Origin of the sequence: Pseudoxanthomonas dokdonensis (assembly GCF_001431405.1) — a bacterium.
Classification (GTDB): Bacteria; Pseudomonadota; Gammaproteobacteria; order Xanthomonadales; family Xanthomonadaceae; genus Pseudoxanthomonas_A; species Pseudoxanthomonas_A dokdonensis.
Map to the genome: position 1 here is coordinate 76292 of NZ_LDJL01000004.1, position 25731 is coordinate 102022.

Here is a 25731-nt window from a genome sequence, read left to right on the forward strand (position 1 = left end):
AATGGAAGGAAAGCAGCAGGCGACCGCGTTCGCACCGGCCTCGGTCGGTAACGTCGGGGTCGGTTTCGATATCCTCGGCCATGTCATTGCGGGCGTGGGTGATCGGGTCAGCGTCAGCCGCAACAACAGCGGTCAGGTACGCATCACCGCCATTCGCGGCGCGACCGTGGATCTGCCGATGGATGCACCTGGCAATACCGCTGGCGCCGCCTTGATCGCGATGCGCGATGCGCTGGATCTGCCGTTCGGTTTTGACATCGAGATCGACAAGGGCATTCCGCTGGGATCTGGCATGGGCGGTTCGGCGGCTTCGTGCGTGGCCGCGCTGGTCGCCGCCAACGCGTTGCTGGACCAGCCGCTGTCACGCCAGGCGCTGTATCCGTTTGCACTGGTGGGCGAGGCCGTCGCCAGTGGCGGCCGCCACGGCGACAATCTGGGACCGATGCTGCTGGGTGGACTGGTGCTGGCCACCGCCGAGCAGCTGGTCAGCGTGCCGGTGCCGGACGCGTGGCACTGCGTGCTGGTGCACCCGGATGCGATCCTGGAGACCCGTCGCGCGCGCGCCGCACTGCAGGGCAGCTACGAGCTGAAGGAATTCGTCGCCCAGAGCGGCAACCTGGCGCTGGTGCTGGCCGGCTGTTATCGCGGTGATGCGGCGCTGGTACGTGCTGGCTTGAAAGATGTGCTGGTCGAGCCACGACGCTCGCCGCTGATCGCCGGCTTTGCCGCCACCCAGCAGGCGGCGCTGCAGGCCGGAGCGATGGGTTCGAGTATTTCCGGCGCCGGTCCCAGCCTGTTTGCCTGGTTCGAAACCCGCGCCCAGGCCGGGCACGCCGCGCCGTTGATGCAGGCCGCGTTCCAGCAGGCCGGTCTTGCCAGCCAGGCCTGGGTATCGCCGATCAATGCCGCCGCGGCGGAGGTGGTCTCGTGATGCAGTTCATCAGTACCCGCGATTCGTCGCCGGCGGTTGGCCTGGGTCAGGCGATCGCTGCCGGGCTGGCGCCCGACGGCGGCCTGTACGTGCCACGGCAGCTGCCGGCAAAGCGCCAGTTGCAGGCAGGCGACAGCCTGGCCGAGACCGCCAGCATGTTGCTGGCACCGTTCTTCGAAGGCGACAGTCTGGCGCCGCAGCTGGCGGAAATCTGCCGGCAGGCGTTCGATTTCCCGGTGCCGTTGCGGGTCTTGGCAACCCCGGATGATCACGTGCTGGAGTTGTTCCACGGGCCGACCGCGGCGTTCAAGGATGTCGGCGCGCGCTTTCTCGCCAACGCGCTCAGCCGCCTGCGCGCGCAGGACACCACGCCGCTGACGATTGTCGTCGCCACCTCCGGCGACACCGGTGCCGCGGTGGCAGCGGCATTCCATCGCCAACCGGGATTGCGGGTAGTGGTGATGTATCCCGATGGCCGGGTATCGCCACGGCAGGCACACCAGTTGGGCTGTTTTGGTGACAACGTGGTGGCCTTGCGGGTTGCCGGCTCTTTCGACGACTGCCAGGCGATGGCCAAACAGGCCCTGGCCGACCGCGCGTTGCAGGCGACGGTGCCATTGAGTTCGGCCAACAGCATCAGCCTCGGCCGGTTGCTGCCGCAGATGACCTATTACGCGCATGCCGGCTTGCAGCATCATGCCAGCAGCGGCAACCTGCTCAATCTGGTGATTCCGACCGGCAACCTCGGCAACGCGCTGGCGGCGATCCTGGCCCGCGAGCTGGGTGTGCCGCTGGGGCAGATCGTACTGGCGACCAACGCCAACGATGTGCTGCCGCGATTTTTTGACGGCGGCGATTATTCGCCCGCCGCCAGCGTTGCCACCATCGCCAATGCGATGGATGTCGGCGCGCCGAGCAATTTCGAGCGCCTGCGCTGGCTGTACCGGGGCAACGACATGGCATTGCGCAAGGCGTTCCGCGCTTTCAGCGTCGATGATGCCACGATCCGGCAGACCATCGCCCGCCGCCATGCCGGGCATGGCGAAATGTTCTGCCCGCATACCGCCACCGCCGTGCAGGTGCTGGAGCAGTTGCGCGAGCAAGGGCAAGACGGCGACTGGGCAGTGGTTGCCACGGCCCACCCGGCCAAGTTTGAAAGCGTGGTCGAACCACTGATCGGAATGCCGCTGCAGGTGCCGACGGCACTCGCCGAACTGTTGGCACGTCCGGCACATGCGACCCCGGTGCCTGCCGACTACCAGGCGTTGAAGGAGCAACTGCTGGCCTGATCGCTTGCGACTCCATCTGCTGTCGGCGGAGTAGCATGGCAACTACGCTTGCCGCTTGTCCCATCGGAGATCAGCACCATGACCGCTGCCACGCAGACAGTTTCCATCAGCCTTGAACAGCAGCAGGATTACGCCTTCCTGGTGCGCTTCGACGGCACCACCATCGCCAACCTGATGACTGATGAGCCGGCGCCGCTGGGCGCCGGCGCCGGCCCCAATCCGACCCGGATGCTGGCGGTGGCGGTGGCCAACTGCCTCAGCGCCAGCCTGCTGTTCGCCATGCGCAAGTACAAGAACCAGCCCGGGCCGCTGAAAACCCATGCCACCGCCACCCTGCAGGCCAATGATCACGGCCGGCTGCGGGTGGCGCATATCCAGGTCGACATCAACCTTGCCGAGCCGGCGCAGTCGCACCAGACCCTGGAGCGGCTGCTCGGCCAGTTCGAGAATTTCTGCGTGGTGACCGAAAGCGTGCGCCAGGGGGTTGATGTGAGCGTCAGCATCCGCGACTCGCAGGGCACCCTGCTGCACGGCAGCAGCGGCTGAGTCCAGTCACGCCGGTGACGGCGATGCCTGCGCTGCGCAGCTGCCGGGCAGGGCGCGGGCATGGCATTATCGTCGCCAGCAGGTACACAAGACCGAAGACGTGATAGCGCCCATCAAAGGCAAGGCCACTTCCCTGGACATCGCCCATCTGGCGGGGGTGTCACAACCAACGGTGTCGCGCGCGCTGCGCGGCAGCCCGATGGTCAACGAGGAGACCCGCAAGCGGATCCAGGCCATCGCCGCCGAGCTCAACTACAAGGTCGACAAGAACGCCTCCAATCTGCGCCGCCAGCATTCGGGCACGATTGCCTTGCTGTTCTTCGAGGACCCGACCCCGGATGACTCGCAGATCAATCCGTTTTTCCTGTCGATGCTGGGCTCGATTACCCGCGCCTGTGCGCTGCAGGGCTACGATCTGCTGATTTCTTTCCAGCAGCTGTCGACCAACTGGCAAGCCGATTACGAAGACAGCAACAAGGCCGATGGTCTGATCCTGCTTGGCTACGGCGACTATCTGGAAGCCCAGCAACGGCTGCAGAAACTGGTCCGGCAGGGTACCCATTTCGTGCGTTGGGGCGCGGTGCTGCCGGACCAGCCGGGGGTGTCGATTGGCTGCGACAACCGCCAGGGCGGGGCCGACATCACCCGTCACCTGCTGGAGCAGGGACGCCGCCGCATCGCCTTCATCGGCGATGCATCCAACCACTATCCGGAGTTCCTCGAGCGCTACCGCGGCTATGGCCAGGCGTTGCAGGAAGCCGGTATGCAGATCGACCCGCGGTTGCAGGTCGATGCCATCACCACCGAGCAGGCCGGTTACGACGCGGTCCTGCATCTGCTGGATCAGCAAATCACATTCGACGCGCTGTTTGCCGCAAGTGACCTGATCGCGATCGGGGCGATGAAAGCCCTGCACGAGCGCGGTCTGGTGGTCCCGCAGCAGGTCGCGGTCGCCGGCTTCGATGACATCCCGATGGCCGGTTTCATCAGCCCGGGTCTGTCGACGGTGCAGCAGGACACCAAGCTGGCCGGCACGATGCTGGTCGAAACACTGCTGCGGCAGATCAACGGCGAGCCGGTCGAAAGCCGGGTATTGCCAGCCCGTCTGGTGCTGCGACGCTCCACCGGCATGGCCTGAAGGCTGGCATCGCGTAACGGCAGTACGGCGAGGTATTGCTAGCTTCAGTGGCCGTCCGTAAAATAGGAATGATTCTTATTTTCACGGTTGGCCGCGTTGCGTGGGCTGTCCCGGCATCGCCCGGCAGGCCTGCCGGCGAGCGGCGCAGTCGCTCACCAGAAGGTTTCCACCGCATGTCCTTGTTCGCACGTCCTCGTTCCTCCCACCTGCCGCTGGCGATCCGCAGCGTGTTGCTAGGCCTGGCCGCCCTGCACGCCATGCCGGCGCTGGCACAACCGGCCGAGGACTCGGCAGTGGAGTTGGACGCGGTCCAGGTGCAGGCGCCGATTGCCACCCGCAGCGGCACCGCGACCAAGACCGGCACCCCGATTGCCGAGATCCCGCAGTCGGTGTCGGTGATCACCGACCGGCAAATGCAGGACCGCGCCGTGCATGGTGTCGAAGAAGCGCTGTGGTTCACCGCCGGCGCCCAGGGCGGGCAGTACGGTGACGACTCGCGCAGCGACTGGATGATCGTGCGCGGCTTCGAACCGGCGCGCTATCTGGATGGGCTGGCCGTGGTCAGTGGTACCTGGACCGGCGATTCGCGGATCGAGCCGTATGGCCTGGAACGCATCGACGTGTTGAAGGGCCCGAGCTCGGTCAACTACGGCGCGATGCCCCCCGGCGGCCTGGTCAACTATGTCAGCAAGCGCCCGACCGAACAGAGCCTGCATGAAGTCGAACTGCAGGTGGGTAGCGAAAACCTGCTCCAGGCCGGCTTCGACCTGGGTGGCAAATTGAACGACAGCGGGACCTGGCTGTATCGCCTCACCGGCATGGCCCGCAACAGCGACAGCGTCATCGACCAGGTGCACGACGACCGCTATTTCCTGGCCCCGGCGGTGACCTGGCGTCCGGATCAGTCGACCCGCCTGACCATTCTGGCGCGCTGGCAGAAGGCGGAGACGGTTGAAGCCGGCGGTTTCCTGCCGCTGGAGGGCACGCTGGAACCGGGTGCCGATGGCCGGCGGATTTCACCGAGCTTCTTCGCCGGTGAACCGGGTGCCAATGATTTCGACAAGGACAGCCAGTCACTGGGCTACGAGTTCGAGCATGATTTCGCCGCTGGCTCCAGCTTTCACCAGAGCGCGCGTTACATGAGTTCGGAAGTCGATGCCAGCAACGCCAACTTCGGCCTGTTCGGCCTGCAGGATGATTTCATTCCCGGCAGTGATCCCGGCCGCACGCTGCTGACCCGCTATTACTATCCGCGCCTGGAAAAATCCAAAAGCTTCGCGCTGGACAACAACCTGCAATTCAAATTCCGCACCGGCCGCGCCGAGCATACCTTGCTTGCCGGCCTGGACTACCGCCGTTCGCGCGACGACTACGCGTCGGCATTCGCTTTTGGCGCACCGCCGATCGATGCCTACAACCCGGTCTACGGCGCTGATTACCAGGTCCCGGATTTCACCGCGCACACCTTGCAGGTGCAGACCCAGACCGGCCTGTACCTGCAGGATCAGATCAAGCTGGATCGCTGGGTGTTCACCCTCGGTGGCCGCCAGGATGCGGTCAACACCCGCACCGAAGACAAGTTGAACGGCGGCAGCAGCGACCAGAGCGATCAGGAGTTTTCCGGCCGGGTCGGCATCAACTATCTGTTCGACAACGGCATCACGCCCTATATCGGTTACTCGCAGTCGTTCCAGCCAACAATCGGTACTGCCTTCGACGGACAGGCGTTCGTGCCAACCACCGGTGAGCAGACCGAAGTCGGGATCAAGTACCAGCCTGCCGGTGGCCGCCTGCTGGCCACTCTGGCTGCCTACGAAATCACCCAGCAGAACACCCTCACCGTCGACCCCGACAATGCGCTGTATTCGGTACAGCAAGGCGAAACCCGGGTCCGCGGCGTCGAGCTGGAAGGACGCTGGAACCTGGGTAGCGGCCTGAGCATCCATGGCGCCTACACCTATACCGATTCGGAAGTCACCGAATCGACCGCGGTCGACACCATCGGCAAGGAAATCGCCCTGCAGCCGGGCAGCCAGGGTTCGCTGGGTGCCGACTACACCATCACCCAGGGAGTGCTGGCCGGGCTCGGCTTTGGTGGCGCGGTGCGTTACACCGGCAGCCAGTACGGCGACATCTACAACGTGTTCGAGACCGGCTCGTACACCGTGTTCGATGCCAGTGTGCACTACGACGTCGCTGCCTGGCGCTTCCAGCTCAATGCCAACAACGTGACCGACAAGGAATACGTCGCGGTCTGCAACAGCGCGGCGTGGTGCTATTACGGCTATCCGCGCACAGTCACCGCCACCGCCCGCTTCCAGTGGTAAGGCGCGGTTGCTGATGGGGACCACCATCGCCGCCGTGGTGACCGTGTTGTCGGCGCTGGCGTTGTACCTGGGCTCGCCCAACTGCGTGTGGAATCGAACCGCGCGGCCGCGGCCAGCGTGGTCGCTGGCTGGTGGCGTTGCTGCGGTGGCCGGGCTGCTGCTGTGGATATGGCTGCTCGGGGCGGGGGCGGGGATCAGCGTGGCGTTGGCGACCTGGATGCTGGCGCTGGTGCTGCTGCCTTACCTGGCCTGCTGGCTGGTCTCGGCGCGCGGCAATGTCCGGAACATGCGCTGATGTGGGCGCGCGCGCTGGCGGGAGTGGTTCCCGGTTTTTTCCTCTCGGCTGCGGTGTTGGGGCTGTTCTGCTGGGGGCTGCCCGGTCCCTGGCAAAGTACCCTGGTGCCGGGTCTGGTCGCTTTCTTCCCGATCTGGACGATCGTCATCGCCGCCAGTTTCAAGTTTGCCGATGGCCGCCGTGCGTGGGCGTGGCTGAGCGCGCTGGCAGTTCTCGCGCAGTCGCTGTTGTGGGCGCTGCAGGCATCGCAATGGCTGCGATAGACCCCGCATGAAAATCAAATCCGCCACTCTTCGCACGTTCACTACACTGCATACCTGGGTCGGGCTGGTAGCTGGCTTCGCCCTGTTCGTCGCCTTCTACGCCGGTGCCATCACCGTGTTCCATCACGATCTGATGCTGTGGCAGTCACCGCCGGCGGCGACGATGGCGGTCGAAAGCATCGACGACGCGCAGCGTTTGCTGGATGACACCCTGCGTGAACACCCCGAAGCGCGCGCTCATGTCGGCATGCTGTTCCCCGGTGCCGAATCGCCGCAGGCGCTGATTTACTGGCAAGACACGGCGGGCAGCTGGTGGTACGACACCAACACCGGCGCGCCCAGCGAAACCCCGCCCGGCGGCGGCTTGTCAGAGCTGATCAACCGCCTGCACTTTTCATTGGGTATACCGCTGGCAGGCACCTACCTGATGGGCATTGTCAGCCTGCTGTATGGGCTGGCACTGATCTCGGGCGTGGTCATCCATCTGCCCAGATTGTTGCCGGACCTGTTTGCGCTGCGACCGGGACGCAATCTCAAGCGTTTCTGGCAGGACGCGCACAATGTCATCGGCGTGCTCGGCCTGCCGATGCATATCATGTTCGCGGTCACCGGGGCGATGCTGTGCCTGTTGATGATCGCGGCGATGGCACTCAATCCGCTGATCTATGACGGCAAGCTGATGCAGGCGATGCCGGCGGCGCTGGATACCGCGCCGGTAGTGCAGCCTGCCGGTACCCGCGTCGAAGATCAGCGCCTGCGAGGGTGGTTGCAGCGCGCCACCGATACCGCGCTGGAGCAGGGCGTGGCATCGTTCGAACCGGCCTACATGAAGCTGGCCAACGCCGGTGACGCCAATGCCACCATCGAAATCACCGGCGCCTCGCCCGGCACACTCGGGCCATTGGGGGCGGTGGCCTTGAACGCCCACAGCGGACAGGTACTGGCCACCCAGCTGCCGGGCCGGCGCGATGCCAACCACGCCACGCTGGCAGCGGCCTACGCGCTGCATTTCGGCGAATACGGCAACCGCTGGGTGGCATGGTTGTATTTCCTGCTGGGGCTGGGCGGGGCGTTCCTGTTCTATTCGGGCAACCTGTTGTGGGTGGAGTCACGGCGCAAGCGCCGGCAGCCCGCGCAATCGCGCGCCTCGCTCAACATGGCGCGGGCAACGGTCGGTGTCTGCATCGGCTTCTGCGTGGCGGTATCGGCGGCGTTCCTGGCCTCGCAGCTGGCGTGGCTGGTGGGGATTCGCGATGACGCGGTCTCGAGCCGGGTCATCGAATGGGCCTGCTTCACCAGTTGGGCTGGGTGCGCGGCATGGGCGGCATTGCGGCCGCCGGTGCGTGCGGCGATCGAACTGCTGTGGCTGGCAGCGCTGGTGTCGGCGCTGGTGCCGGTCGCTCATGGCCTGGCTTCCGGTGACTGGTTATGGACCAGCGCCAGCCAAGGCCATTGGGCGCTGTTCTGCATCGACGCTGGCGCATTGGCATTGGCCGCGGGCTTTGTCGCTCTGGCGCGCGCCAGCACGCGCCGCGCCCGTGATGGTGATCCCAACAGCGTATGGGCGCAGCGTCTCCCGTAGAGCGGAGCTCGCTCCGCTGCTTTGAATTCGTGGAGATTGCAAGCAAGCAGCGGGGCAGGTGCCAGTCCGGGTAATCAGCGGAGCAGGCTCCATTCGAGGTAATCAGCGGAGCAAGCTCCAGTCCGCGTAATCAGCGGAGCAAGCTCCGCTCTACGGGGCAAGCGGGGATTGCTAGTCGGCTTTTGGTACCTTGCGCGCCATCAACTGCTGAAGGCGTTGCTTCAGGTCTGGACGGGTGACGGCTTGATCCAGCAGCAACACCCGCACGTCATGGCCCGGCACCTCGACCTGCAGCTTGCCATCGACCTGCACCCTCTTGCCGCTGAAACCATCGCGCCAGCTGCCACTTTGCAGCCACTGTTCGACTTCGAACCGGTGCGAAGCATCGCCTTTGTTCAGCAGCACCAGCGCGATCTGGTGCTGATCGTCTTGCTGGTAGACACGGTAGAAAACCGCCTGGTCGCCTTCCAGGCTGACATCCAGCTGCAACCCGCGCTGCAAGGCGATGTTGTCGCGACGCAGATTGGCGATGCGCTTCAGCGGTGCGTAGATCGGGCTCCGCGCTGCGTCGTCGATGCGTTGCTGGCCATAGTAGTTGCGGTTGCCGGCGTGTTCGCCACGGCCACGCATGAAGCCTGTCTCCGAGCCGTAATACAGCGCCGGGATGCCGCGCGCGGTGAACAGCCAGTTGTTGGCATCGATGAAGCCCTGGTCACTCGCGTTGAGCCGGGCCATGTCGTGATTGTCGTAGAACGTCACCAGGTCATACGGATTGGCGTAGGGGCCGTCTTCCAGGTACAGCGAGGCGGCCAGCCTGGCGTAATCGCTGCCCGGGCTTTCAAAGACCTCGGCCATCGCCTTTTTCATCGGGAAATCGAGCACGCTGATGTGGCCGTTACGGGCCCAGGTATGCGGCGCGATGGTGGCGGCGTCGTAATCGAAATTCTCGCCGAACATGAAGAAGTCCGGGTGCCTGGCGCGGATGCGGTCGGCGAACTGCTTCCAGAAATCATGTGGCATCCAGCGGATCGTATCGACCCGGAAAGCGGCCGCGCCCTGATCTATCCACTGCTCGTAGGCACCGACGAAATAATCCAGCACATCCGGATTGTTTTCATTGGTGTCCGACAGCTCGGCCAGACCCGGGCGGGTGTTGTAGAAGCGGTGCAGTGGTTGCCGGGCCGGGTCCAGCTGCCCGGGACGCAGGTTCTGATGGTCGGCGACCAGCTTGCCGTCGGCATCGTAGATCTGGCCAAACATCGGCTGTGCCACCGGCATGCTGTAGGCCGGCGATCCGTGGTTGGCGACGATGTCGAGCACCACTTTCAGATCCTGCGCCTGCATGGCGCGGGTGAAGCCGGCAAAATCCAGTCCCGGGCTGGGCAGGTGTTCGTCCAGTTTGTAGAAATTGACGCCCCAGTAGCCGTGGTAACCGGTCTTGCCCTGATCGGTACCGATGCTGCCGCTGGCGATTGGCTTGCTGCCGGTGAACGCCTGGTCCGGGTTGTCGACGATGGGAGTGATCCAGACCGCGTTGAAACCCAGATCGTGGATATAGCCGGCGTTGTCGAGCACGCCCTTGAAGTCGCCGCCAAGGTAGCCGATGTTGGCAAGCTCGCCGGGCTTCAGTTCCACTGGCCGATCAAACGTGGGATGGTCGCCACCCTGATCGCGCTGGTCATTACCGGGGTCGCCGTTGACGAAGCGGTCGGTCATCACGAAGTAGATGGCATCGCTGGCGAAGGCTTCCCGGGTGCCGTAGAACGCCTCGCCGTCGCTGGCCTGCGCGCCCAGGCACGCGCCCAGGCTCACCGGCAACAGCCATGGCCGCAGCCGAATTTTCATGGACACTCGTTTCATGCATGCACCTGCGCTTTCGGCTCTTCGACCCGGACCAGCAACAGTGCGGCCAGTACCAGGCTGAGACCGCTGATTACCAGCGCGTAGATTGACTGGTTGTCGAACAGCAGCCGCAAGGCCGGGCCGAGCAGGGTGGAGGCGACTATCTGCGGAATCACGATGAACATGTTGAAGATGCCCATGCTGATACCCATCTTGCGCGGGTCGACCGAACTGGACAGCAGCGCGTACGGCATCGACAGGATGCTGGCCCAGGCCACGCCGACCAGGGCGAAGGAACCAATCAGCCAGGCCGGCTCGGGCACCCACATCATCGACAGGAAGCCGATGCCGCCCAGCATCAGCGACACGAAATGCACCCGTCGACGATTGATCACGTGGCGTGACGCATACAGGCTCAGCAGCAACGCCACCAGCATCGAGGACAGGCCGTAGTAGCCGGTGTAGGAACCCACCAGATCGGCCGCGCTCTGGTAGGCGCCATTGGCGAGCGCGAAGGCCTGTGCCTGGGCAGGCACGGTCACGTCGAAGGCAGCAGGGTCCGGCGCGGGCGCCTTGAACACATGTTCGGTCAGCGCCGGCGTCGACAGGCTCCACATGCTGAAGAATGCCAGCCAGCTGAAGAACTGGACGAAGCCGAGATTGAGCATCTGCCTGGGCATATGCACGATGTTGTGCAGGATCTCGGCCGGCAACGAGGCTTTCTCGCTGGTATCCACCGGTTCCGGCCATACTGCCGGCGGATCCTCGCGGGTGGTCACCACGGTGACCAGGATGCTGACCAGGAACACCGCCGCACCAATCGCGAAAGCCAGCTTGACCGACGGTGGCACCACTCCCGGCGCGGCCTGGTTGCTGACCCCCAACTGGTTGACCAGCCATGGCAGGTTGCTGGCGACCCAGGTGCCGATGCCGATGATCAGGGTCTGCAGCACGAATCCGTAGGAGCGCTGCTGTTCGGACAACTTGTCGGCAACCAGCGCCCGGAACGGCTCCATGCTGATGTTGATGCTGGCATCCAGGATCCACAGAAAGCCGACCGCGACCCACAAGGTCGGCGAGTACGGCACGAAGAACAGGGCGATGGAACTGAGCACCGCGCCGATCAGGAAATACGGGCGGCGCCGGCCCAGCCATGGGTGCCAGGTGCGATCACTCAGGTAACCAATCACCGGTTGCACCAGCAGCCCGGTCAATGGCGCGGCGATCCAAAGCAGCGGCAGCGAATCCTTGTCGGCACCCAGGGTCTGGAAAATGCGCGACATGAAGCCGCCCTGCAAGGCGAAGCCGAACTGGATGCCCAGGAAGCCGAACGACATGTTCCAGATTTGCCAGAACGACAGATGAGGCTTTTGCGACATGGGTGATTCCAGCAGGACGGGGGCGAGGGCAGGCACGGCGGCCAGACCGCTGTGCATCTTGCCGTCAGCGCCTGGCAAAGCCATGCTGCACTGCGGTGAAAAAAGTCAGCGGCGCTTGATCGTTGAAATTCGCCATCCAGGCGCGTCAATGGCAGCAGGAAGCTGTTTTCAAGCTGTTTCCGGCAACTGCGCTGGCGGCCTGCGGTGTCGTGGTGGTTTGCGCGCGCGAATGCGACCGCCGTGGCTGCATACGTATTCATGCCCCGCCATGCCGAATCACATCTGACAGGATTGGCGCGGCATGAAATAGTTTGCCGCGGCCCATCGCGGGCGCGATGTTCCATACGATTCGGGAAGGCAATGAACAACAGCAACTGGTGGCGCGGTGCGGTGATCTACCAGATCTATCCGCGCAGCTTCCTGGACACCAATGGTGACGGCGTCGGCGATCTGCCCGGCATTGTCGAAAAACTCGACTATGTCGCCAGCCTCGGCGTGGATGCGATCTGGATATCGCCTTTCTTCAAGTCGCCGATGGCCGATTTCGGCTACGACATCGCCGACTACCGCGATGTCGATCCCCTGTTCGGCACCCTGGACGATTTCGACCGCCTGCTGGCCAAGGCGCATGCGCTGGGCATCAAGGTGATGATTGATCAGGTGTTGAGCCATTGCTCCAGCGAGCATGCATGGTTCAAGGAAAGCCGCGAGAGCCGCGACAATCCCAAGGCCGACTGGTATGTGTGGGCCGACCCGCGCGAGGACGGCACTCCCCCCAACAACTGGATGTCGTTGTTTGGTGGCGTGGCCTGGCGCTGGGAGCCACGTCGCGAGCAGTACTACCTGCACAACTTCCTGTCGGCACAACCGGATCTCAACTTCCACAATCCGCAGGTCCAGCAGGCCACCCTCGACAACGTCCGCTTCTGGCTGGACAAGGGCGTCGACGGGCTGCGGCTGGATGCGATCAATTTCTGCTTCCATGATGCGCAGTTGCGCGACAACCCGCCCAAGCCGAAGGAAAAACGGGTCGGCCGCGGTTTCAGCCCGGACAATCCGTACGCCTACCAGTACCACTATTACAACAATACCCAACCGCAGAACGTAGCCTTCCTGGAACGCCTGCGCGGTCTTTTGGATCAGTATCCGGATGCGGCCGCGCTGGGCGAGATTTCCTCCGAGGATTCGCTGGCGACCACTGCCGAATACACCGGCCAGGGGCGCCTGCACATGGGTTACAGCTTCGAACTGTTGACCGATGATTTCAGTGCGCGCTACATCCGCGACACCGTGCAGACGCTGGAATCGACGATGGTCGACGGCTGGCCGTGCTGGGCGGTGTCCAACCACGACGTACAGCGCGCTGTTACCCGCTGGGGCGGGGGCGACATGACTGCGGCATTGCGCGTGCAACTGGTGGCGCTGGTCTGTTCACTACGGGGTTCGGTCTGTCTGTACCAGGGCGAGGAGCTGGGCCTGCCGGAGGCCGAGGTGCCCTTCGAAGCCTTGCAGGATCCGTATGGCAAGACCTTCTGGCCCAACTTCAAGGGCCGCGATGGTTGCCGCACGCCGATGCCCTGGACCAGTGCTGGCGATGCCGGTTTCAGCGGCGGCCAGGCCTGGCTGCCGGTGCCGCCGGAACACCTTGCCATCAGCGTGCAGCAACAGGAAGCCGATGCCGGCTCGGTGCTGCAGCAGGTGCGCCGTTTCCTGGCCTGGCGACGCACGCAACCGGCGTTGCGTTACGGCAGCATCAGTTTCATCGATGCGCCGGAGCCATTGCTGGCGTTTGTCCGCGAACACGATGGGCAACGCATGCTGGTCGTCTTCAATCTGTCGGCGGATGCTCAACACTGGTCGCTGCCGGCCGGTATTGATGCGATCGAGGTGATGGCCGGACCCTCGTCGCCGGATAGCAGACTGGTAACAGGCGTTCTGCAGTTGCCGGCGCGGGGATACTGTTTCGCCGGCCTGGCCTGAAGCGCCGCGGAGCCGGTGACCGACGTTACTGACCTGGTGCACGCACGACCGATCAAGCAGCCGCAGCAGAGCAATGAGAGTCGCTTGCGCCAAACGCCTACTGCGATGCAACAAACCTGGGGTTTTCACGTTTGCCTGATGGGTGAATCGTCGAACGGTGCGCGTCAGCTGGCCGTGCATGCGCTGTCCAGCCGCCAACCAACCGCGTTTTTCAGTGCCGCCGGCATGAATACGTATGCATGAAAGCGTGCACCGACTTGCCCGCGACTACCATTGCCGCTCGATGGAGACGGCTGTTTCCACGTATCGAATGCAGGGCGACTGGCAACCGCCGACGACCCTGCATCACGACAAACAACATTTCTGGAGAGGGGAAGATGTTGCAACTTGAACGTAATCTTTTGAGCATGGCGCTGCTGTCGGCGCTGGCCTTGTCGGCAACGACCGCGCGTGCGCAGGACACGGCCCGCACCGACGCCACCGACACCGCCGACGTGACCACCGCCGACGCGACCAACCTGGACGTGGTCCAGGTCACCGGCATCCGCGCCGGCATCGAGCGCGCCATCGACACCAAGCGCGACTCCACCTCGATTGTCGAAGCAGTCAGCGCCGAGGACATCGGCAAGCTGCCCGACATCAGCATCGCCGAATCGCTGGCGCGCCTGCCCGGCCTGAGCGCCCAGCGCGTGGCCGGTCGTGCCCAGGTGATCAGCGTGCGCGGCCTGTCCCCCGATTTCGCCACCACGCTGTTGAACGGCCGCGAAGTGGTCAGTACCGGTGACAACCGCAGCGTCGAGTTCGATCAGTACCCATCCGAGCTGATGAGCGGTGCCACGGTCTACAAGACCCCCGACGCCGGCCTGATCGGCCAGGGCCTGTCAGGCACCATCGACATGCAGACGGTGCGTCCGCTCAACTTCGCCGATCGGGTGGTGTCGATCAGCGGTCGCTACCAGGAGAATTCACTGGACTCGGCCGCCAATGCCGATGCCGATGGCAACCGTTTCAATGTCAGTTACATCGATCAGTTCGCCGACAACACGATCGGCCTGTCGCTGGGCTATTCGCATATCGAACTGCCAACGCAGGAGAACCAGGTCGGGCTGTATGAGCCATGGCAGGCGGTCGGTGATGGCTGGCGTCCGGGCGTACCGGCCGGCACTTTCTATTCCGACGGTATCAAGGCCCTGCGTCGTACCGGCGAATCCAAGCGCGATGCCTACATGGCAACGCTCCAGTTCAGGCCGTCCAACACGTGGACCAGCACCCTGGATCTGTTCCACACCGAAGCCTCACAGACCGATACCGCCAATCAGTTCGAAGTCAATCTGAGCGGCTACAACGGCGGATATACCCCCGGCCTCAACATCACTGACCTGGTGGTCAACGACAACGACAGCATGACCGGCGGCGTGGCCAGTGGCGTGTATCCGTTGGTCCGCGGGATGTATAACGACCGCGAAGACACCATCGATGCATTTGGCTGGAACAACGAGTTCAATGTCGGATTCGCCCGCATCGTCGCCGATGTCAGCTACTCCAAGGCCGACCGCGCGGAAACCAACCTGGAGAACAACCTGCAGCTGGCTCCGATGCCGCAGCTGGACAGCGTGGGCTTGGAGTATCGCAACAACGGTTTCTCGCAGATCCGACCGGGGCTGGATTACTCCAACCCCGACGCGCTGTTCCTCACCAACACCATCTATGGCTCGGGTTACGGCAAGACGCCGCGGGTTGAAGACGAACTGAAGAGCGCCAAGCTGGTGCTGTCGTTGCCCGCACCCGAAAAGCTGGGCTGGCTGTCGAACATCGACGTTGGCTTCAATTACGCTGATCGGCAGAAAGACAAGCGCCAGCCGGAAGGCAATATCCTGCTTGGTGCGCAGGGTGACAGCACGGTGGCGTCCGATTTGCAGTACGACCCTGTCAATCTCGGCTTCGCCGGTATCGGTTATATCCCGGCCTGGAACGTGCCGGCAGCGGTTGCCCGTTACATGGTGTTCGAACCGACCGAAGACCTGTCCTATCTGGTGCCGAAGAAATGGACGGTCGACGAGGAAATCATCACCGGCTACATCCGTGCCGACATCGATACCGAATGGGGATCGGTGCCGGTGCGCGGCAACTTCGGCGTGCAGTTCCAGAATGTCGACCAGCGTTCGTCTTCAGCGTACTGGGATCCTTCGCAGCCGGCTGGCAGCAATGCCATTCCGTTCGAGGACGGCAAGAACTACACAGATGTGTTGCCGAGCATGAACCTGGCGTTCCTGTTCGCCCATGACCAGACTCTGCGCGTGGCCGCGGCCAAGCAGGTCGCGCGTCCGCGCGTGGATCAAATGCGCGCCTCGTTTGAATTCGGGGTCGACAGCGCTACCGGCAAGCCCGGTGCCAGTGGTGGCAACCCACAGCTGGATCCCTGGGAAGCCAACGCGTTCGACATTTCCTATGAAAAGTATTTCGGTGGCAAGGGCTATGTCGCTGCAGCCTACTTTTACAAGGATCTGAAAACCTACATCTACACGCAGACCCGTGATGGCTACGATTTCAGCGACGTGCTGGGTGACTATGTGCCACAACCCGGTCCCGACGGTGTCATTCTTCCGGTCCAGCCAACCGGCAACTTCACCGCGCCATACAATGGTGAAGGCGGTACCTTGCAGGGACTGGAGCTGAGTGCCTCGATTCCGTTCGATCTTTTCAGTGATGCGCTGGAAGGCTTCGGTATCCAGGCCAGCGCCAGCTTCACCGACAGCGACATCGAGATCCTCGATCCCGAAAGCGCGTCCAGCGTCGGTAGCGGCCCGATCAGCCTGCCAGGCCTGTCCGACGAGGTCTACAACCTGACCGCGTATTTCGAACGTGGTGGTTTCGAGGCCCGGGTCAGCCAGCGCAAGCGCTCGGACTTCATCGGTGAGATTGGCAACTTCAACGGCAACCGCACGCTGCGCTATGTGGTAGGCGAAGACGTGACCGATGCGCAGGTCAGCTACACCTTCGGCTCCGGCGCATTGGAAGGGCTGGGGCTGATTGCGCAGGTCAGCAACCTGACGAATTCGCCGTACCAGACCTATGCCGAAAGCAAGGATCGGCCGCTGGAATACATCGAGTGGGGTCGCACCTGGCTGGTTGGATTCAGCTACAAGTTCTGATCGCTTGAGCAAGTGGTATCGAATGGCTCCCGCTGGCTATGCTGGCGGGAGCTTTTTGTGCCGAAAACGGCGCAGACGTTGTCGGCCGAAGGTCGCGAAGCAGATGGCGCAAGATGGCGAACAGGCCAGGGCCATTTGGCGCTGGCCGCTGATTTGAATCACATTTAGGCTCGGCGCGACGGCCCGCAAATGCTTGTTTTCAGGGGGTAATGGATCAAATTGCAACCGGGTTCTCAGCCGTTCACAGCTCAGCGCCAATGTGCCGTGCTAGCTTCCGTTCACCGTCCATTGTGGACGGCTTGCTGTTCGCATTCCCTTTTTCCAGAAGGATTCCAAGATTATGCGTAAGCCCGGAATATCTGCCATTGCCACTGCCATCCTGATGGCGTTCTCAACCAGCGCATGGGCCGCGGACGACGTTGCCCCCGCGTTGAAGAATGCCATGCAGCGCGATCTGGGCCTTTCAGGTCCACAACTGGCGCAGTACATCAAGGCCGAGCGACTGGCCAACAAGCAGCAGAAGACGATTGAAAAACAACTGGGCAGGAATTTCGCCGGCACCTGGCTTGAACGCAAGGCCGATGGTTCCTACAGCCTGGTGGCTGCCACTACCGCGATCCAGCAGGCTGTGCCTGCCGGTGTGGAATCGCGCCAGGTACGCAACAGCCTGGCAGCGCTCAAGGCCGCCAAGCAGCAGTTGGATTCCGAACTCGAACACGGTGTCAGGGCGCCCAAGGGGGTTTACGGTTGGGCAGTGGACTTGCCGGATAACAGCGTGACGCTGAGCATCGCCCCGGGTGCCGAAGATGCCGGCATCGACTTCATTGCACGCAGTGGCATTGATGCTTCGGTGGTGCGCTTCGAGACGATGCAGGACGCGCCAAAACTGCACAAGGGCAAGCCGACACCACCACCGCCGCCGGTCGCCAACGTCAATGTCCAGGGTGGTATCGGTTACCTGCGCCAGCCAGGTGACGGCTACCTGTATGCATGCTCGGTGGGCTTCTCGGTGACCCAGGGCAGCACCCCTGGATTCGCCACCGCCGGCCATTGCGGTGATGCCGGGGAAGTGGTCTACCACGAACTCTCGCAGTGGGTGCCAGGGGTCAAGCTGGGCGCGTTCGCGGCATCGGAGATGCCCGGTGATTTTGAGACCGGCGTTGACCAGGGCTGGGTGAAGCTTGATGCAGCGCATTCGCTGTCCGCCAGCGTCTACGGCTATGGCAGTGGCGACGTGACGGTCCATGGCAGTACCGAGGGCGTCGTCGGCACCGCTATCTGCCGTTCCGGCCGTACCAGTGGCTGGCGCTGCGGCGCGATTGTCGCCAAGGATGTCACCATCTCCTACGTCGATGACAATAACCAGCCTGATGGCACGGTTACTGGCTTGACCCGGACCAGTGCCTGTTCAGAGGGCGGTGACTCCGGCGGCTCCTTCATCACCGGCGTCGGCCAGGCCCAAGGCGTACTGTCTGGTGGCAGCGGCAGCTGCTCGGGTAGGAGCGGCAAAACTGGCGGTGGCAACAGCTACTTCAGTCCAATCAATCCGCTGCTGGCGGACTACTCGCTGACCCTGAAGACCAGCCCGTAAACACGGCTGACCGCATCCGGGCAGGTGCCCCGCAGATTGGGGCGCCTGCCTGGCGGATGCAGTGGCGATGAGCATCTGCCCGCCATTCGGGCACAAAAAAACCGGACATTGTCCGGTTTTTCCTTGACTGGTGGAGTGAGGGGGGATCGAACCCCCGACCTCGTCATTGCGAACGACGCGCTCTCCCATCTGAGCTACCACCCCGTTGACGACAGAGTGTAGCGCCGAGCAGGCGGCGCTGCCAAGTCATTGATGGGCAACGACCCGTCAGGGCGAAGCCTCATTGGCCTTGGTCAACAGCGGCTTCAGCAGCGGAGCCAGCTCGGCGTGGCGCCAGCCGGACAATGCAGGCGGCCACTGTCCGCTCTCCAGCAGTTGCTCGAGCAGCTTGCGTGAAGCCAGCACGCCATCGGGCAGGCCGAGTTCAGCGGTGCGGGTGGCGACCACTTCCTGCATGCGCTTCAGCAATGTCTTGTCGCGGTCGCTGGCGGCGCGTGCCACCGGTGCCTGTGATTCATCGTCCAAGGGTGTCTGCAGCGCCTGCCACAACGCACCGGACAGTTTGCGCGGCGCCTTCGGGTGGGTATCCAGCACCTGCTGCAGCGCCGGTGCATCGTCGGGGACGTTGCGGGCCAGATTGGCGGCCAGTTCGTTGTCCAGGATCCAGCTGCGAGGCTTGTCGCTGCTGCGGGCCAGAGCGTCGCGCCAGCGCAGCAGCCGCAACAGCCGTACCTGTGCGGCGCCATCGAGGAACTGCGCGCTGCGCATCGACAGGTGCGGCCACGGATCGCCGTCATCGGCGGCGGCATTGGTGACAAAACGCGCGCAATCCTCCTGCAGCCATGCCAGCCGACCGGCGGCCTGCAGTTGCGCACCCAGCACGTCATGCAGTTCGAACAGGTGCAGCACGTCATCGGCGGCATATTTGAGCTGCGAGTCGCTGAGCGGGCGTCGCAACCAGTCCGAACGGGTTTCACCCTTGGGCAGGTTGTCGCCGGTGATGCTTTCGACCAGGCGCTGGTAACTCATGCCACCACCGACGCCGGCCAGTGCGGCGGCGATCTGGGTGTCGAACAACGGCGTCGGCACCACGCCGCAGGTGTGCTTGAAGGCGACCATGTCCTCGCTGGCACTGTGCATGATCTTGAGGATCGCGGTATTCGCCAGAATCGGCGCCAGGGCCGCGGGCATGCCGGGGGCCAGCGGGTCGACCAGCAGGATTTCACCGTTGACGGCAATCTGCACCAGCGCAAGCTGCGGCCAGTAGGTGCGTTCGCGGACGAATTCGGTGTCCAGGCCAATCCGGTCCGGGACCTGGGTGAAAAAAGAGGCGAGGGCGTCGGGGGTGGTAATCCAATGAGGCACGAAATCTCCGCTGAATGCGTTGTTTGCCGAGGCAGGACACAATAGCCTAACGTCAGCCGGCCGGATTGCGGCGTTTTCGAGCTGACCGAAGCCGATTGCGCCAGCCGCCTGCGTCCGTCGCACCACATTCGAAGGGAAGAGATTTGCGTTTGAAGCGCCCATCCGTCGGTATTGCCTTGTCGCTGTTGGCGGCCTTGTCCGGCTGCACGCCGGAGGCCAGCCAGGGCAATGACAAAGGGCCGGCACAGATGGCCCCGGTGCGCATGCCCAGCGTGACCATTTCCGGCGATGACAGCGCGATGCAGGCGTTGACCTGGCAGGTGCCGCGGGTCGACATCGCCAGCTTTGCCGAAGAGACGGACCAGGCCGCAGGGCAGGACCCGGCCGCGTTGGCCGGACAGGCACGCAAGGCGGCGCTGGAACAGGCGCGGCAGGCGCTGGCCGATGGCCATCTGTACGAGGATGGCCAGGCCGCGATTCCCATTTACCTGGCGCTGGCGACGGAACAGCCGCAGGACCCGCGCGTGCAGGCCGGGCTGGACCGGGCGGTCAGCGCACTGCTCAAGCGTGGCGAACCGCTGCTGCGCAGCGCACCGGATCTGGATGCCTCGCTGGACGAGGCCTCGCGGATAGCGGCGGTAGCGCGCAGCGTGCGTCCTGACGACGAAGCGGTGCTGGCGTATCTGGCCCGGCTGGACGAGATTGAACAGATGGTGCGGCTCAATCGCGCCAGTGAGCGGGCCTTGCGCAACGGCCAGCTGGGCGAGCAGGGCGGCGGCGCGCTGGCCGGCTTCCGCGAAGTATTGAAGTGGCAACCGGGCCAGGCACGGGCCATGCAGGGCATGGCCGCGGTTGAAAGCGCCTTGATCCGACGCGCCGAGAGCAGCGCCAATGCCGGTGATTTCGAGGCTGCCGGCAAGTGGCTCGACTATGCCGCGCAGGTGCGCGAGCAGTCACCCACCATCGCTGACGCCCGTCAGCGGGTGGCCGGCATCCGCACCGCGCGCATCATCGAACTGCGCGATCAAGGCGTCAAGGACATGGTCAGTCCGCGCGGCCTGGACGCGGCGCGCGAGAAACTGGCCGAAGTCCTGCGTATTGCCGAGCCGGGCAATGCGGTGGCCGCCGATTTCCGCAAGCGCATCGATCTGGCGACCTATTACGGACTGTTCAAGCCGGGGCAGGCATTCACCGATGCATTGAGCAACGGCGGTCGCGGCCCGGAAATGGTGGTGGTACCGCATGGCGGCTTCACGATGGGCGCCGCGGCCGAGGAACTGGGCGCCAGCGATGCCGAAAAGCCGGCCCATTACGTCCGCTTCAACCGTGGCTTCGCAATGTCGCGCACGCCGGTGACGGTGGCCGAGTTCCGCCGCTTCGTGCAGGCCAGTGGCTATCGTCCGCGTGCCAGCCGGCGCGGGCTTTCGATTGTCTACGACGAGGCCAGTGGCAATTTCGTCCGCCATACCGGGGTTGACTGGCAGAGCGACTACAGTGGTGGCAAGGCCAGTGATGACATGCCGGTGCTGCATGTCAGCGTGTATGACGCCGAGGCCTACGCGCAGTGGCTGGCGCAGCAGACCGGCCACAGCTACCGCCTGCCCAGCGAGGCCGAATTCGAATACGTGCTGCGTGCCGGCACCCAGGCGCGCTATCCGTGGGGCAACGGCCAGCCGCCGGAACGCTTCGGCAATCTCACCGGTGGCAACGACGTCTCGCCCAGCGGCCGCAACTGGAAGAATGCATTCGTCGGCTATGGCGATGGCTACTGGGGGCCGGCGCCGGTGGCCAGCTTCAAGCCCAATCGCTGGGGCCTGCATGGCCTGGGCGGCAACGTCAGCGAGTGGGTGGCCGACTGCTGGCACGCCAGCTATCGACGGGCGCCGGCCGACGGCGCGGCCTGGTTCAACCCCGGCTGCCGCTCGCGGGTGGTGCGTGGGGGATCGTGGGCCAGCGCGCCGGTGCAGAGCCGCGCGGCGTGGCGGGTGGCATCGGATTCGGACATCACCAATGCGCGGGTAGGGTTCCGGGTCGTGCGCGGGATCTGACATCAGCGGCGGGCCATGGCCAGCACGTGGCCGCTGCTGTCACTCACCCAAATCCAACCGGTACGCTCTAGAATCGCGGGGCCAGCAAGGAGAAGCCCATGAGCAACAACCCGTTCGGAAATTCCGGTTACCGCCGCAGCAGTGCGCCGCGGCGGCGTGGCGGTTTCAATCCGCGCTGGATCATCCTGCTGGGGTTTGCCGGCTATGCCGCGTTCTACTGGTTTTCCAACCGGGTCGAAGATCCGTATACCGGCGAGAAGGTGCTGATCGACAGTTCCATCGACCTGGAACAGGAAAAAGCCCTCGGCCTGCAGGCCTACGAGGAAATCCTCAGCCAGGAACCGCCACTGGATCCCAACTCCGAGGTGGCCCGCCAGATCCGCGGCATCGCCCAGCGACTGGTCAACAAGGTCGATGTGGTCGAGGAGGCGCTGGCGGCCGAGCATGGCCTGCCGGCCAATCATTTTTCCCGCAGCTTCGACTGGGACGTCAATGTCATCCAGTCGGAGCAGGCCAATGCATTCTGCCTGCCCGGCGGCAAGATGGCGGTCTATACCGGGCTGATCCCGGTCGCCCAGAATGCCGATGCGATGGCGGTGGTGATGGGCCACGAAATCGCCCACGCACTGCTGCGCCATGGCGCGCAACGGATGTCGCAGCAGAAGCTGACCCAGATCGGGCAGATGGCCGGGGCGATGAGCGGGATGGACCCGCAACAGCAGCAGATGGTGATGGCGGCGATGGGTTATGGCTATCTGTTGCCATACGCGCGCGCGCATGAAACCCAGGCCGATGAAGTGGGGCTGATGCTGGCCGCCGCCGCCTGTTTTGATCCGCAGCAGGCGGTTCCGCTGTGGCAGCGGATGGGCGAGGCCTCGGGCGGCCAGGCGCCGCCGGAATTCTCCTCCACCCATCCCAACCCTGGCACGCGCATCCAGAACCTCACCAATCTGATGCCCAAGGCGATGCAATACCGGCAGAAGTTCTGTAGCGACGCCCCGGCCAGCGGCGCGCCCTGAGCGTCAGGCCCGGCCTTGATCAGAAGCGCGCGAAAAGCGTCGACAGCACCAGCAGGATGAAACCGGCCACCACCAGCCAGAATGCGTGCGCGGCCAACGCTGGTATATAGCCAAAGCGCGCGGCGATGCCGGCGCCGCCAACCAGGACCGCAATCAACCAGACGCCGAAGGTGGGTGGGGTGAGCTTCATCCATTTCTCCTGTTGCAGATGGCACGGTGCGGGCGCATCCGTGTGGCCGGCAGCGGCCAGCCGACGATCTTAGAACGAGCGCTGCCTGTTGTGTTGGCGGGACGTGATGCGCCTCATCCGTAGCGGCGTCAGGCCGGCACGCGAAGGTTGAAGCTGGGCCTTGCCGTCACTCGAACGGCGCCGGGGGCAGGCCATCGATCGCAATCGCCGCTGCCGAGCGGGTCAACGGGTTGCCCAAAACGGCGGGCAACAAAAAGCCCGCGCCGGTCGCCGGCGCGGGCTGGGATTCCATTTGCCTGTATCAGCGGCTGCGGGTCTTGCCGCCCACGTCGCGCGGCGCGTCCTTGGGCTTGTTGGCAGTCGGGCCCACGGTGGGACGTCCGAGTCCGCCGCCGGTCAGGCTGCGCTGGAACTCCTGCCACATCTCCATGTTGCGTTCGGTCAGCTGGTTCATCATGGTCCACGGGGTCTGGCCCAGCAGGTTGCCCATCTGGCTGCGGAACTGGTGCTGCTGGTCCATGAACATCTGCATGCTGCGCTCCAGGTAGTTGCCCATGAAGCCCTGCATGGAATCGCCATAGAAACGGATGATGTGGCTCAGCAACTGGGTCGACAGCACCGGTTCGCCGTCCTGCTCCTGCTCGCTGATGATCTGCAGCAGCACGATGCGGGTCAGGTCCTCGCCGGACTTGGCATCGCGTACCTCGAAATCCTCGCCGTCGACGATCAGCTGGCGGACGTCTTCGATGGTGATGTAGCTGGAAATCTCGGTGTCGTACAAACGACGGTTGGGATACTTCTTGATAATGCGTGTCGCAGCCATGAAGCCATCACTCTGAAAAACCATTTGAAGGCCAGCATGACGCAGCGCAACAGCTGTTGCAACAGGCGGAAGTCAGGCTCGCCCTGTTCAGCTTTGGGCATGCGATGTTTGTGATTGTGCGGGGGCCGGCGCCGCAAAAAAAAGCATCCGCCAGTGGCGGATGCTTGGTCTGCGTCAACCGGCCGGGTGACGGGCCGGGGTGGCGGCTTACCAGCCCATGTGGTGGCCGCCGTTGATGTCCAGGTTGGAACCGGTGATCCAGCTGGCTTGGTCGTCGACCAGGAACGCCACCGCGTAGGCGATTTCCTCCGGTTTGCCGAGCCGGCCAGTGGGGATGTCGGCGGCAATCTTGGCGCGCACTTCCTCCGGTACTGCCATCACCATGTCGGTGGCCACGTAGCCGGGTGAGACCGTGTTGACGGTGATGCCGAGCTTGGCGTTCTCGCGCGCCAGCGAAATGGTGAAGCCGTGCATGCCGGCCTTGGCCGCCGCATAGTTGGCCTGGCCATATTGGCCTTTCAGGCCGTTGATCGAGCTGATCTGGATGATCCGGCCCCATTTGCGCTCACGCATGCCTTCGATCACCGGCCGGGTCATGTTGAACACCGAATTGAGGTTGGTGCTGATCACATCGGTCCACTGCAGCGTGGACATGCGATGGAACGTGGTGTCGCGGGTGATGCCGGCATTGTTGATGAGGATGTCGATCGGCCCGAGCTGCGACTCGACTTCCTTGATGACAGCCGCGGCCTGCTCCGGGTCGGTGACGTCACCGGCGGCCAGCGCTACATCGAAGCCTTCTGCCTTCATCTGCTGCTGCCAGGCTCTGGCTTTTTCCTCATTGCGGTAGTTGGTGGCGACCTTGTGGCCCATCTGGGCCAGTTTCTTGCAGATGGCCGTACCGATACCACCGGTACCACCGGTAACGAGTGCAACGCGAGTTGTCATGTGGGGAGCTCCAGGAACAGCGATGGAAGGGTGACGCGGTTTGATTCTAGACAGCGGATGCGTCGCCGATGTTGTGCGTCGCAGCGAACGTGATTGATGGCACGCCGGGCAAGCGTGACGGATCGAACTCGGCCTGTGCGCGCTGCAAGGTCGTGGCCACACTGAAGGCCGCGTCCAGCGCCGCAGGGGCCTGGCCAAGGCAGCGCCATGCAAGCCGCAGCATCGCCAACGGATCCTGCTGTTCGATGGGCGCCGAGGACAGCGATTTCGACAGTTTCTGGCCGTCGGCATCCAGCAGCAGCGGCAGGTGCAGGTAGCGTGGCGCTGCCCAGCCCAGTCGCTGTTGCAGGAACATCTGCCGCGGCGTCGAATCCAGCAGGTCGGCACCGCGGACCACATCGGTGATGCCCTGCAGGTGGTCATCGACCACCACCGCCAACTGATAGGCCCACAGGCCATCGGCGCGCCTGAGCACGACATCGCCGACCTGCGCATGCAAATCCTGGACGAAATGACCCTGCAGGCCGTCCTCGAATCCGATCACGGTGCCGGCCGGCACCCGCAGGCGGATCGCGGGTGTATCGCGCAGGCGTTGGCCCAGGCAGGCATGGTGGATGCCGCCCTGGTCGGCGAGGTCGCTGCGGCTGCAATGGCATTCAAAGGCCTCGCCACGCGCCATCAGTTGCTGCAGGACGGTCTGGTAGGAGGAGTGGCGCTGGCTTTGCCGGACGACCGCCAGATCCGATTCCAGCCCCAGCGCCTGCAGCGTGCGCAGCTGGCGCTCGACGGCGCCGGGAACTTCGCGCGGAGGGTCCAGATCCTCGACCCGGATCAGCCATTGACCGCCAGCGTGACGGGCCAGCAGCCAGCTGGCGAAGGCGGCCAGCAGCGAGCCCAGGTGCAGGTCGCCGGTCGGCGAGGGAGCGAAACGGCCACGGTAGGGAGGGGGAGGCGTCGGCGCGGTGGGCAAGCTGAATTTCCAGTCATTCAGTGTCTTGAATTTTGAGCACAATAACCGCAATT

The 25731-nt window shown here is 64.0% G+C and carries 22 protein-coding genes and 1 tRNA gene; 14 read left to right on the forward strand and 9 right to left on the reverse strand.

What is annotated here, in order from left to right; all coding sequences use genetic code 11:
* Position 1: 1 nt before the first annotated feature.
* From ABB29_RS03425 to ABB29_RS03460, 8 genes are all read left to right on the forward strand, one after another.
* Entirely contained in the window at positions 2-931 is a 930-nt protein-coding gene (locus ABB29_RS03425) for a homoserine kinase (RefSeq protein ID WP_057657526.1), read from the forward strand.
* Complete coding sequence (thrC, locus tag ABB29_RS03430) at positions 931-2220, forward strand: threonine synthase (RefSeq protein WP_057657221.1); 1290 nt, start codon at positions 931-933, stop codon at positions 2218-2220. The genes ABB29_RS03425 and thrC overlap by 1 nt, the downstream gene beginning before the upstream one ends.
* Before the next feature lie 78 nt (positions 2221-2298).
* Entirely contained in the window at positions 2299-2766 is a 468-nt protein-coding gene (locus tag ABB29_RS03435) for an OsmC family protein (RefSeq protein ID WP_057657222.1), read from the forward strand.
* Between the two features lie 103 nt (positions 2767-2869).
* On the forward strand, positions 2870-3904 hold the full coding sequence (locus tag ABB29_RS03440; protein ID WP_245622532.1) for a LacI family DNA-binding transcriptional regulator: 1035 nt from the start codon (positions 2870-2872) through the stop codon (positions 3902-3904).
* 173 nt (positions 3905-4077) lie between these two features.
* Positions 4078-6231: a TonB-dependent siderophore receptor gene (locus ABB29_RS03445; RefSeq protein WP_057657223.1), complete on the forward strand. Its 2154-nt coding sequence runs from the start codon at positions 4078-4080 to the stop codon at positions 6229-6231.
* Positions 6232-6244: 13 nt separating this feature from the next.
* Positions 6245-6526, forward strand: coding sequence for a hypothetical protein (locus ABB29_RS03450; RefSeq protein ID WP_057657224.1), 282 nt, complete (start codon positions 6245-6247; stop codon positions 6524-6526).
* Positions 6526-6789, forward strand: a complete 264-nt coding sequence (locus tag ABB29_RS03455; protein ID WP_057657225.1) for a hypothetical protein — start codon at positions 6526-6528, stop codon at positions 6787-6789. The genes ABB29_RS03450 and ABB29_RS03455 overlap by 1 nt, the downstream gene beginning before the upstream one ends.
* Before the next feature lie 7 nt (positions 6790-6796).
* Complete coding sequence (locus ABB29_RS03460) at positions 6797-8371, forward strand: PepSY-associated TM helix domain-containing protein (protein WP_057657226.1); 1575 nt, start codon at positions 6797-6799, stop codon at positions 8369-8371.
* A 171-nt stretch (positions 8372-8542) separates the two neighbouring features.
* Here the strand turns inward: ABB29_RS03460 and ABB29_RS03465 are convergent, their stop codons facing one another.
* Both ABB29_RS03465 and ABB29_RS03470 read right to left on the reverse strand, forming a co-directional pair.
* Positions 8543-10216 (reverse strand): alpha-amylase family glycosyl hydrolase, encoded by a 1674-nt coding sequence (locus ABB29_RS03465; RefSeq protein WP_057657227.1) that lies wholly within the window; start codon positions 10214-10216, stop codon positions 8543-8545.
* 11 nt (positions 10217-10227) lie between these two features.
* Complete coding sequence (locus ABB29_RS03470) at positions 10228-11592, reverse strand: MFS transporter (protein WP_057657528.1); 1365 nt, start codon at positions 11590-11592, stop codon at positions 10228-10230.
* A gap of 360 nt (positions 11593-11952) precedes the next feature.
* Here ABB29_RS03470 and ABB29_RS03475 point away from each other — a divergent pair, with 360 nt between their 5' ends.
* The 4 genes from ABB29_RS03475 to ABB29_RS03485 all read left to right on the forward strand — a co-directional run bounded on the left by ABB29_RS03475 (position 11953) and on the right by ABB29_RS03485 (position 18315).
* A complete protein-coding gene (locus ABB29_RS03475) occupies positions 11953-13572 on the forward strand; it encodes an alpha-glucosidase family protein (RefSeq protein WP_057657228.1) in 1620 nt (539 codons plus the stop codon).
* Positions 13573-13587: 15 nt separating this feature from the next.
* Positions 13588-13815 carry a hypothetical protein gene (locus ABB29_RS16260; RefSeq protein WP_157062480.1) on the forward strand — a complete coding sequence of 76 codons (228 nt, stop codon included), beginning with the start codon at positions 13588-13590 and terminating at the stop codon, positions 13813-13815.
* 134 nt (positions 13816-13949) lie between these two features.
* Positions 13950-16724, forward strand: coding sequence for a TonB-dependent receptor (locus tag ABB29_RS03480; protein ID WP_057657229.1), 2775 nt, complete (start codon positions 13950-13952; stop codon positions 16722-16724).
* A 340-nt stretch (positions 16725-17064) separates the two neighbouring features.
* A complete protein-coding gene (locus ABB29_RS03485; protein WP_083487443.1) occupies positions 17065-18315 on the forward strand; it encodes a S1 family peptidase in 1251 nt (416 codons plus the stop codon).
* 128 nt (positions 18316-18443) lie between these two features.
* Here ABB29_RS03485 and ABB29_RS03490 read toward each other — a convergent pair.
* Both ABB29_RS03490 and rnd read right to left on the reverse strand, forming a co-directional pair.
* A tRNA-Ala gene (locus tag ABB29_RS03490) sits at positions 18444-18519 on the reverse strand.
* 63 nt (positions 18520-18582) lie between these two features.
* A complete protein-coding gene (gene rnd / locus ABB29_RS03495) occupies positions 18583-19680 on the reverse strand; it encodes a ribonuclease D (protein WP_057657231.1) in 1098 nt (365 codons plus the stop codon).
* 143 nt (positions 19681-19823) lie between these two features.
* On the opposite strand from rnd, the gene ABB29_RS03500 reads away from it, so the two are divergent.
* Complete coding sequence (locus ABB29_RS03500; RefSeq protein ID WP_425414723.1) at positions 19824-21728, forward strand: formylglycine-generating enzyme family protein; 1905 nt, start codon at positions 19824-19826, stop codon at positions 21726-21728.
* Positions 21729-21826: 98 nt separating this feature from the next.
* Positions 21827-22747, forward strand: coding sequence for a M48 family metallopeptidase (locus ABB29_RS03505; protein ID WP_057657233.1), 921 nt, complete (start codon positions 21827-21829; stop codon positions 22745-22747).
* Between the two features lie 19 nt (positions 22748-22766).
* Here the strand turns inward: ABB29_RS03505 and ABB29_RS16265 are convergent, their stop codons facing one another.
* The 5 genes from ABB29_RS16265 to gluQRS all read right to left on the reverse strand — a co-directional run bounded on the left by ABB29_RS16265 (position 22767) and on the right by gluQRS (position 25678).
* Entirely contained in the window at positions 22767-22937 is a 171-nt protein-coding gene (locus ABB29_RS16265) for a hypothetical protein (RefSeq protein WP_157062481.1), read from the reverse strand.
* Positions 22938-23103: 166 nt separating this feature from the next.
* Positions 23104-23229 (reverse strand): hypothetical protein, encoded by a 126-nt coding sequence (locus ABB29_RS16735; RefSeq protein ID WP_281177424.1) that lies wholly within the window; start codon positions 23227-23229, stop codon positions 23104-23106.
* A 9-nt stretch (positions 23230-23238) separates the two neighbouring features.
* On the reverse strand, positions 23239-23760 hold the full coding sequence (phaR, locus tag ABB29_RS03510; RefSeq protein ID WP_057657234.1) for a polyhydroxyalkanoate synthesis repressor PhaR: 522 nt from the start codon (positions 23758-23760) through the stop codon (positions 23239-23241).
* A gap of 207 nt (positions 23761-23967) precedes the next feature.
* Entirely contained in the window at positions 23968-24708 is a 741-nt protein-coding gene (gene phbB, locus ABB29_RS03515) for an acetoacetyl-CoA reductase (RefSeq protein ID WP_057657235.1), read from the reverse strand.
* 46 nt (positions 24709-24754) lie between these two features.
* Complete coding sequence (gene gluQRS / locus ABB29_RS03520) at positions 24755-25678, reverse strand: tRNA glutamyl-Q(34) synthetase GluQRS (RefSeq protein ID WP_057657529.1); 924 nt, start codon at positions 25676-25678, stop codon at positions 24755-24757.
* Positions 25679-25731 lie beyond the last annotated feature (53 nt).

Bases quoted from the DNA above. Each gene is read 5' to 3' on its own strand.
- thrC (WP_057657221.1), top strand. From the start codon at position 931: ATGCAGTTCATCAGTACCCGCGATTCGTCGCCGGCGGTTGGCCTGGGT.
- ABB29_RS03425 (WP_057657526.1), top strand. From the start codon at position 2: ATGGAAGGAAAGCAGCAGGCGACCGCGTTCGCACCGGCCTCGGTCGGT.
- ABB29_RS03455 (WP_057657225.1), top strand. From the start codon at position 6,526: ATGTGGGCGCGCGCGCTGGCGGGAGTGGTTCCCGGTTTTTTCCTCTCG.
- ABB29_RS03445 (WP_057657223.1), top strand. From the start codon at position 4,078: ATGTCCTTGTTCGCACGTCCTCGTTCCTCCCACCTGCCGCTGGCGATC.
- ABB29_RS03435 (WP_057657222.1), top strand. From the start codon at position 2,299: ATGACCGCTGCCACGCAGACAGTTTCCATCAGCCTTGAACAGCAGCAG.
- ABB29_RS03485 (WP_083487443.1), top strand. From the start codon at position 17,065: ATGCGTAAGCCCGGAATATCTGCCATTGCCACTGCCATCCTGATGGCG.
- ABB29_RS03505 (WP_057657233.1), top strand. From the start codon at position 21,827: ATGAGCAACAACCCGTTCGGAAATTCCGGTTACCGCCGCAGCAGTGCG.
- ABB29_RS03470 (WP_057657528.1), bottom strand. From the start codon at position 11,592: ATGTCGCAAAAGCCTCATCTGTCGTTCTGGCAAATCTGGAACATGTCG.
- ABB29_RS03475 (WP_057657228.1), top strand. From the start codon at position 11,953: ATGAACAACAGCAACTGGTGGCGCGGTGCGGTGATCTACCAGATCTAT.
- ABB29_RS03450 (WP_057657224.1), top strand. From the start codon at position 6,245: ATGGGGACCACCATCGCCGCCGTGGTGACCGTGTTGTCGGCGCTGGCG.
- ABB29_RS16735 (WP_281177424.1), bottom strand. From the start codon at position 23,229: ATGGAATCCCAGCCCGCGCCGGCGACCGGCGCGGGCTTTTTGTTGCCC.
- ABB29_RS16265 (WP_157062481.1), bottom strand. From the start codon at position 22,937: ATGAAGCTCACCCCACCCACCTTCGGCGTCTGGTTGATTGCGGTCCTG.
- phaR (WP_057657234.1), bottom strand. From the start codon at position 23,760: ATGGCTGCGACACGCATTATCAAGAAGTATCCCAACCGTCGTTTGTAC.
- ABB29_RS03460 (WP_057657226.1), top strand. From the start codon at position 6,797: ATGAAAATCAAATCCGCCACTCTTCGCACGTTCACTACACTGCATACC.
- ABB29_RS03480 (WP_057657229.1), top strand. From the start codon at position 13,950: ATGTTGCAACTTGAACGTAATCTTTTGAGCATGGCGCTGCTGTCGGCG.
- ABB29_RS03465 (WP_057657227.1), bottom strand. From the start codon at position 10,216: ATGAAAATTCGGCTGCGGCCATGGCTGTTGCCGGTGAGCCTGGGCGCG.
- phbB (WP_057657235.1), bottom strand. From the start codon at position 24,708: ATGACAACTCGCGTTGCACTCGTTACCGGTGGTACCGGTGGTATCGGT.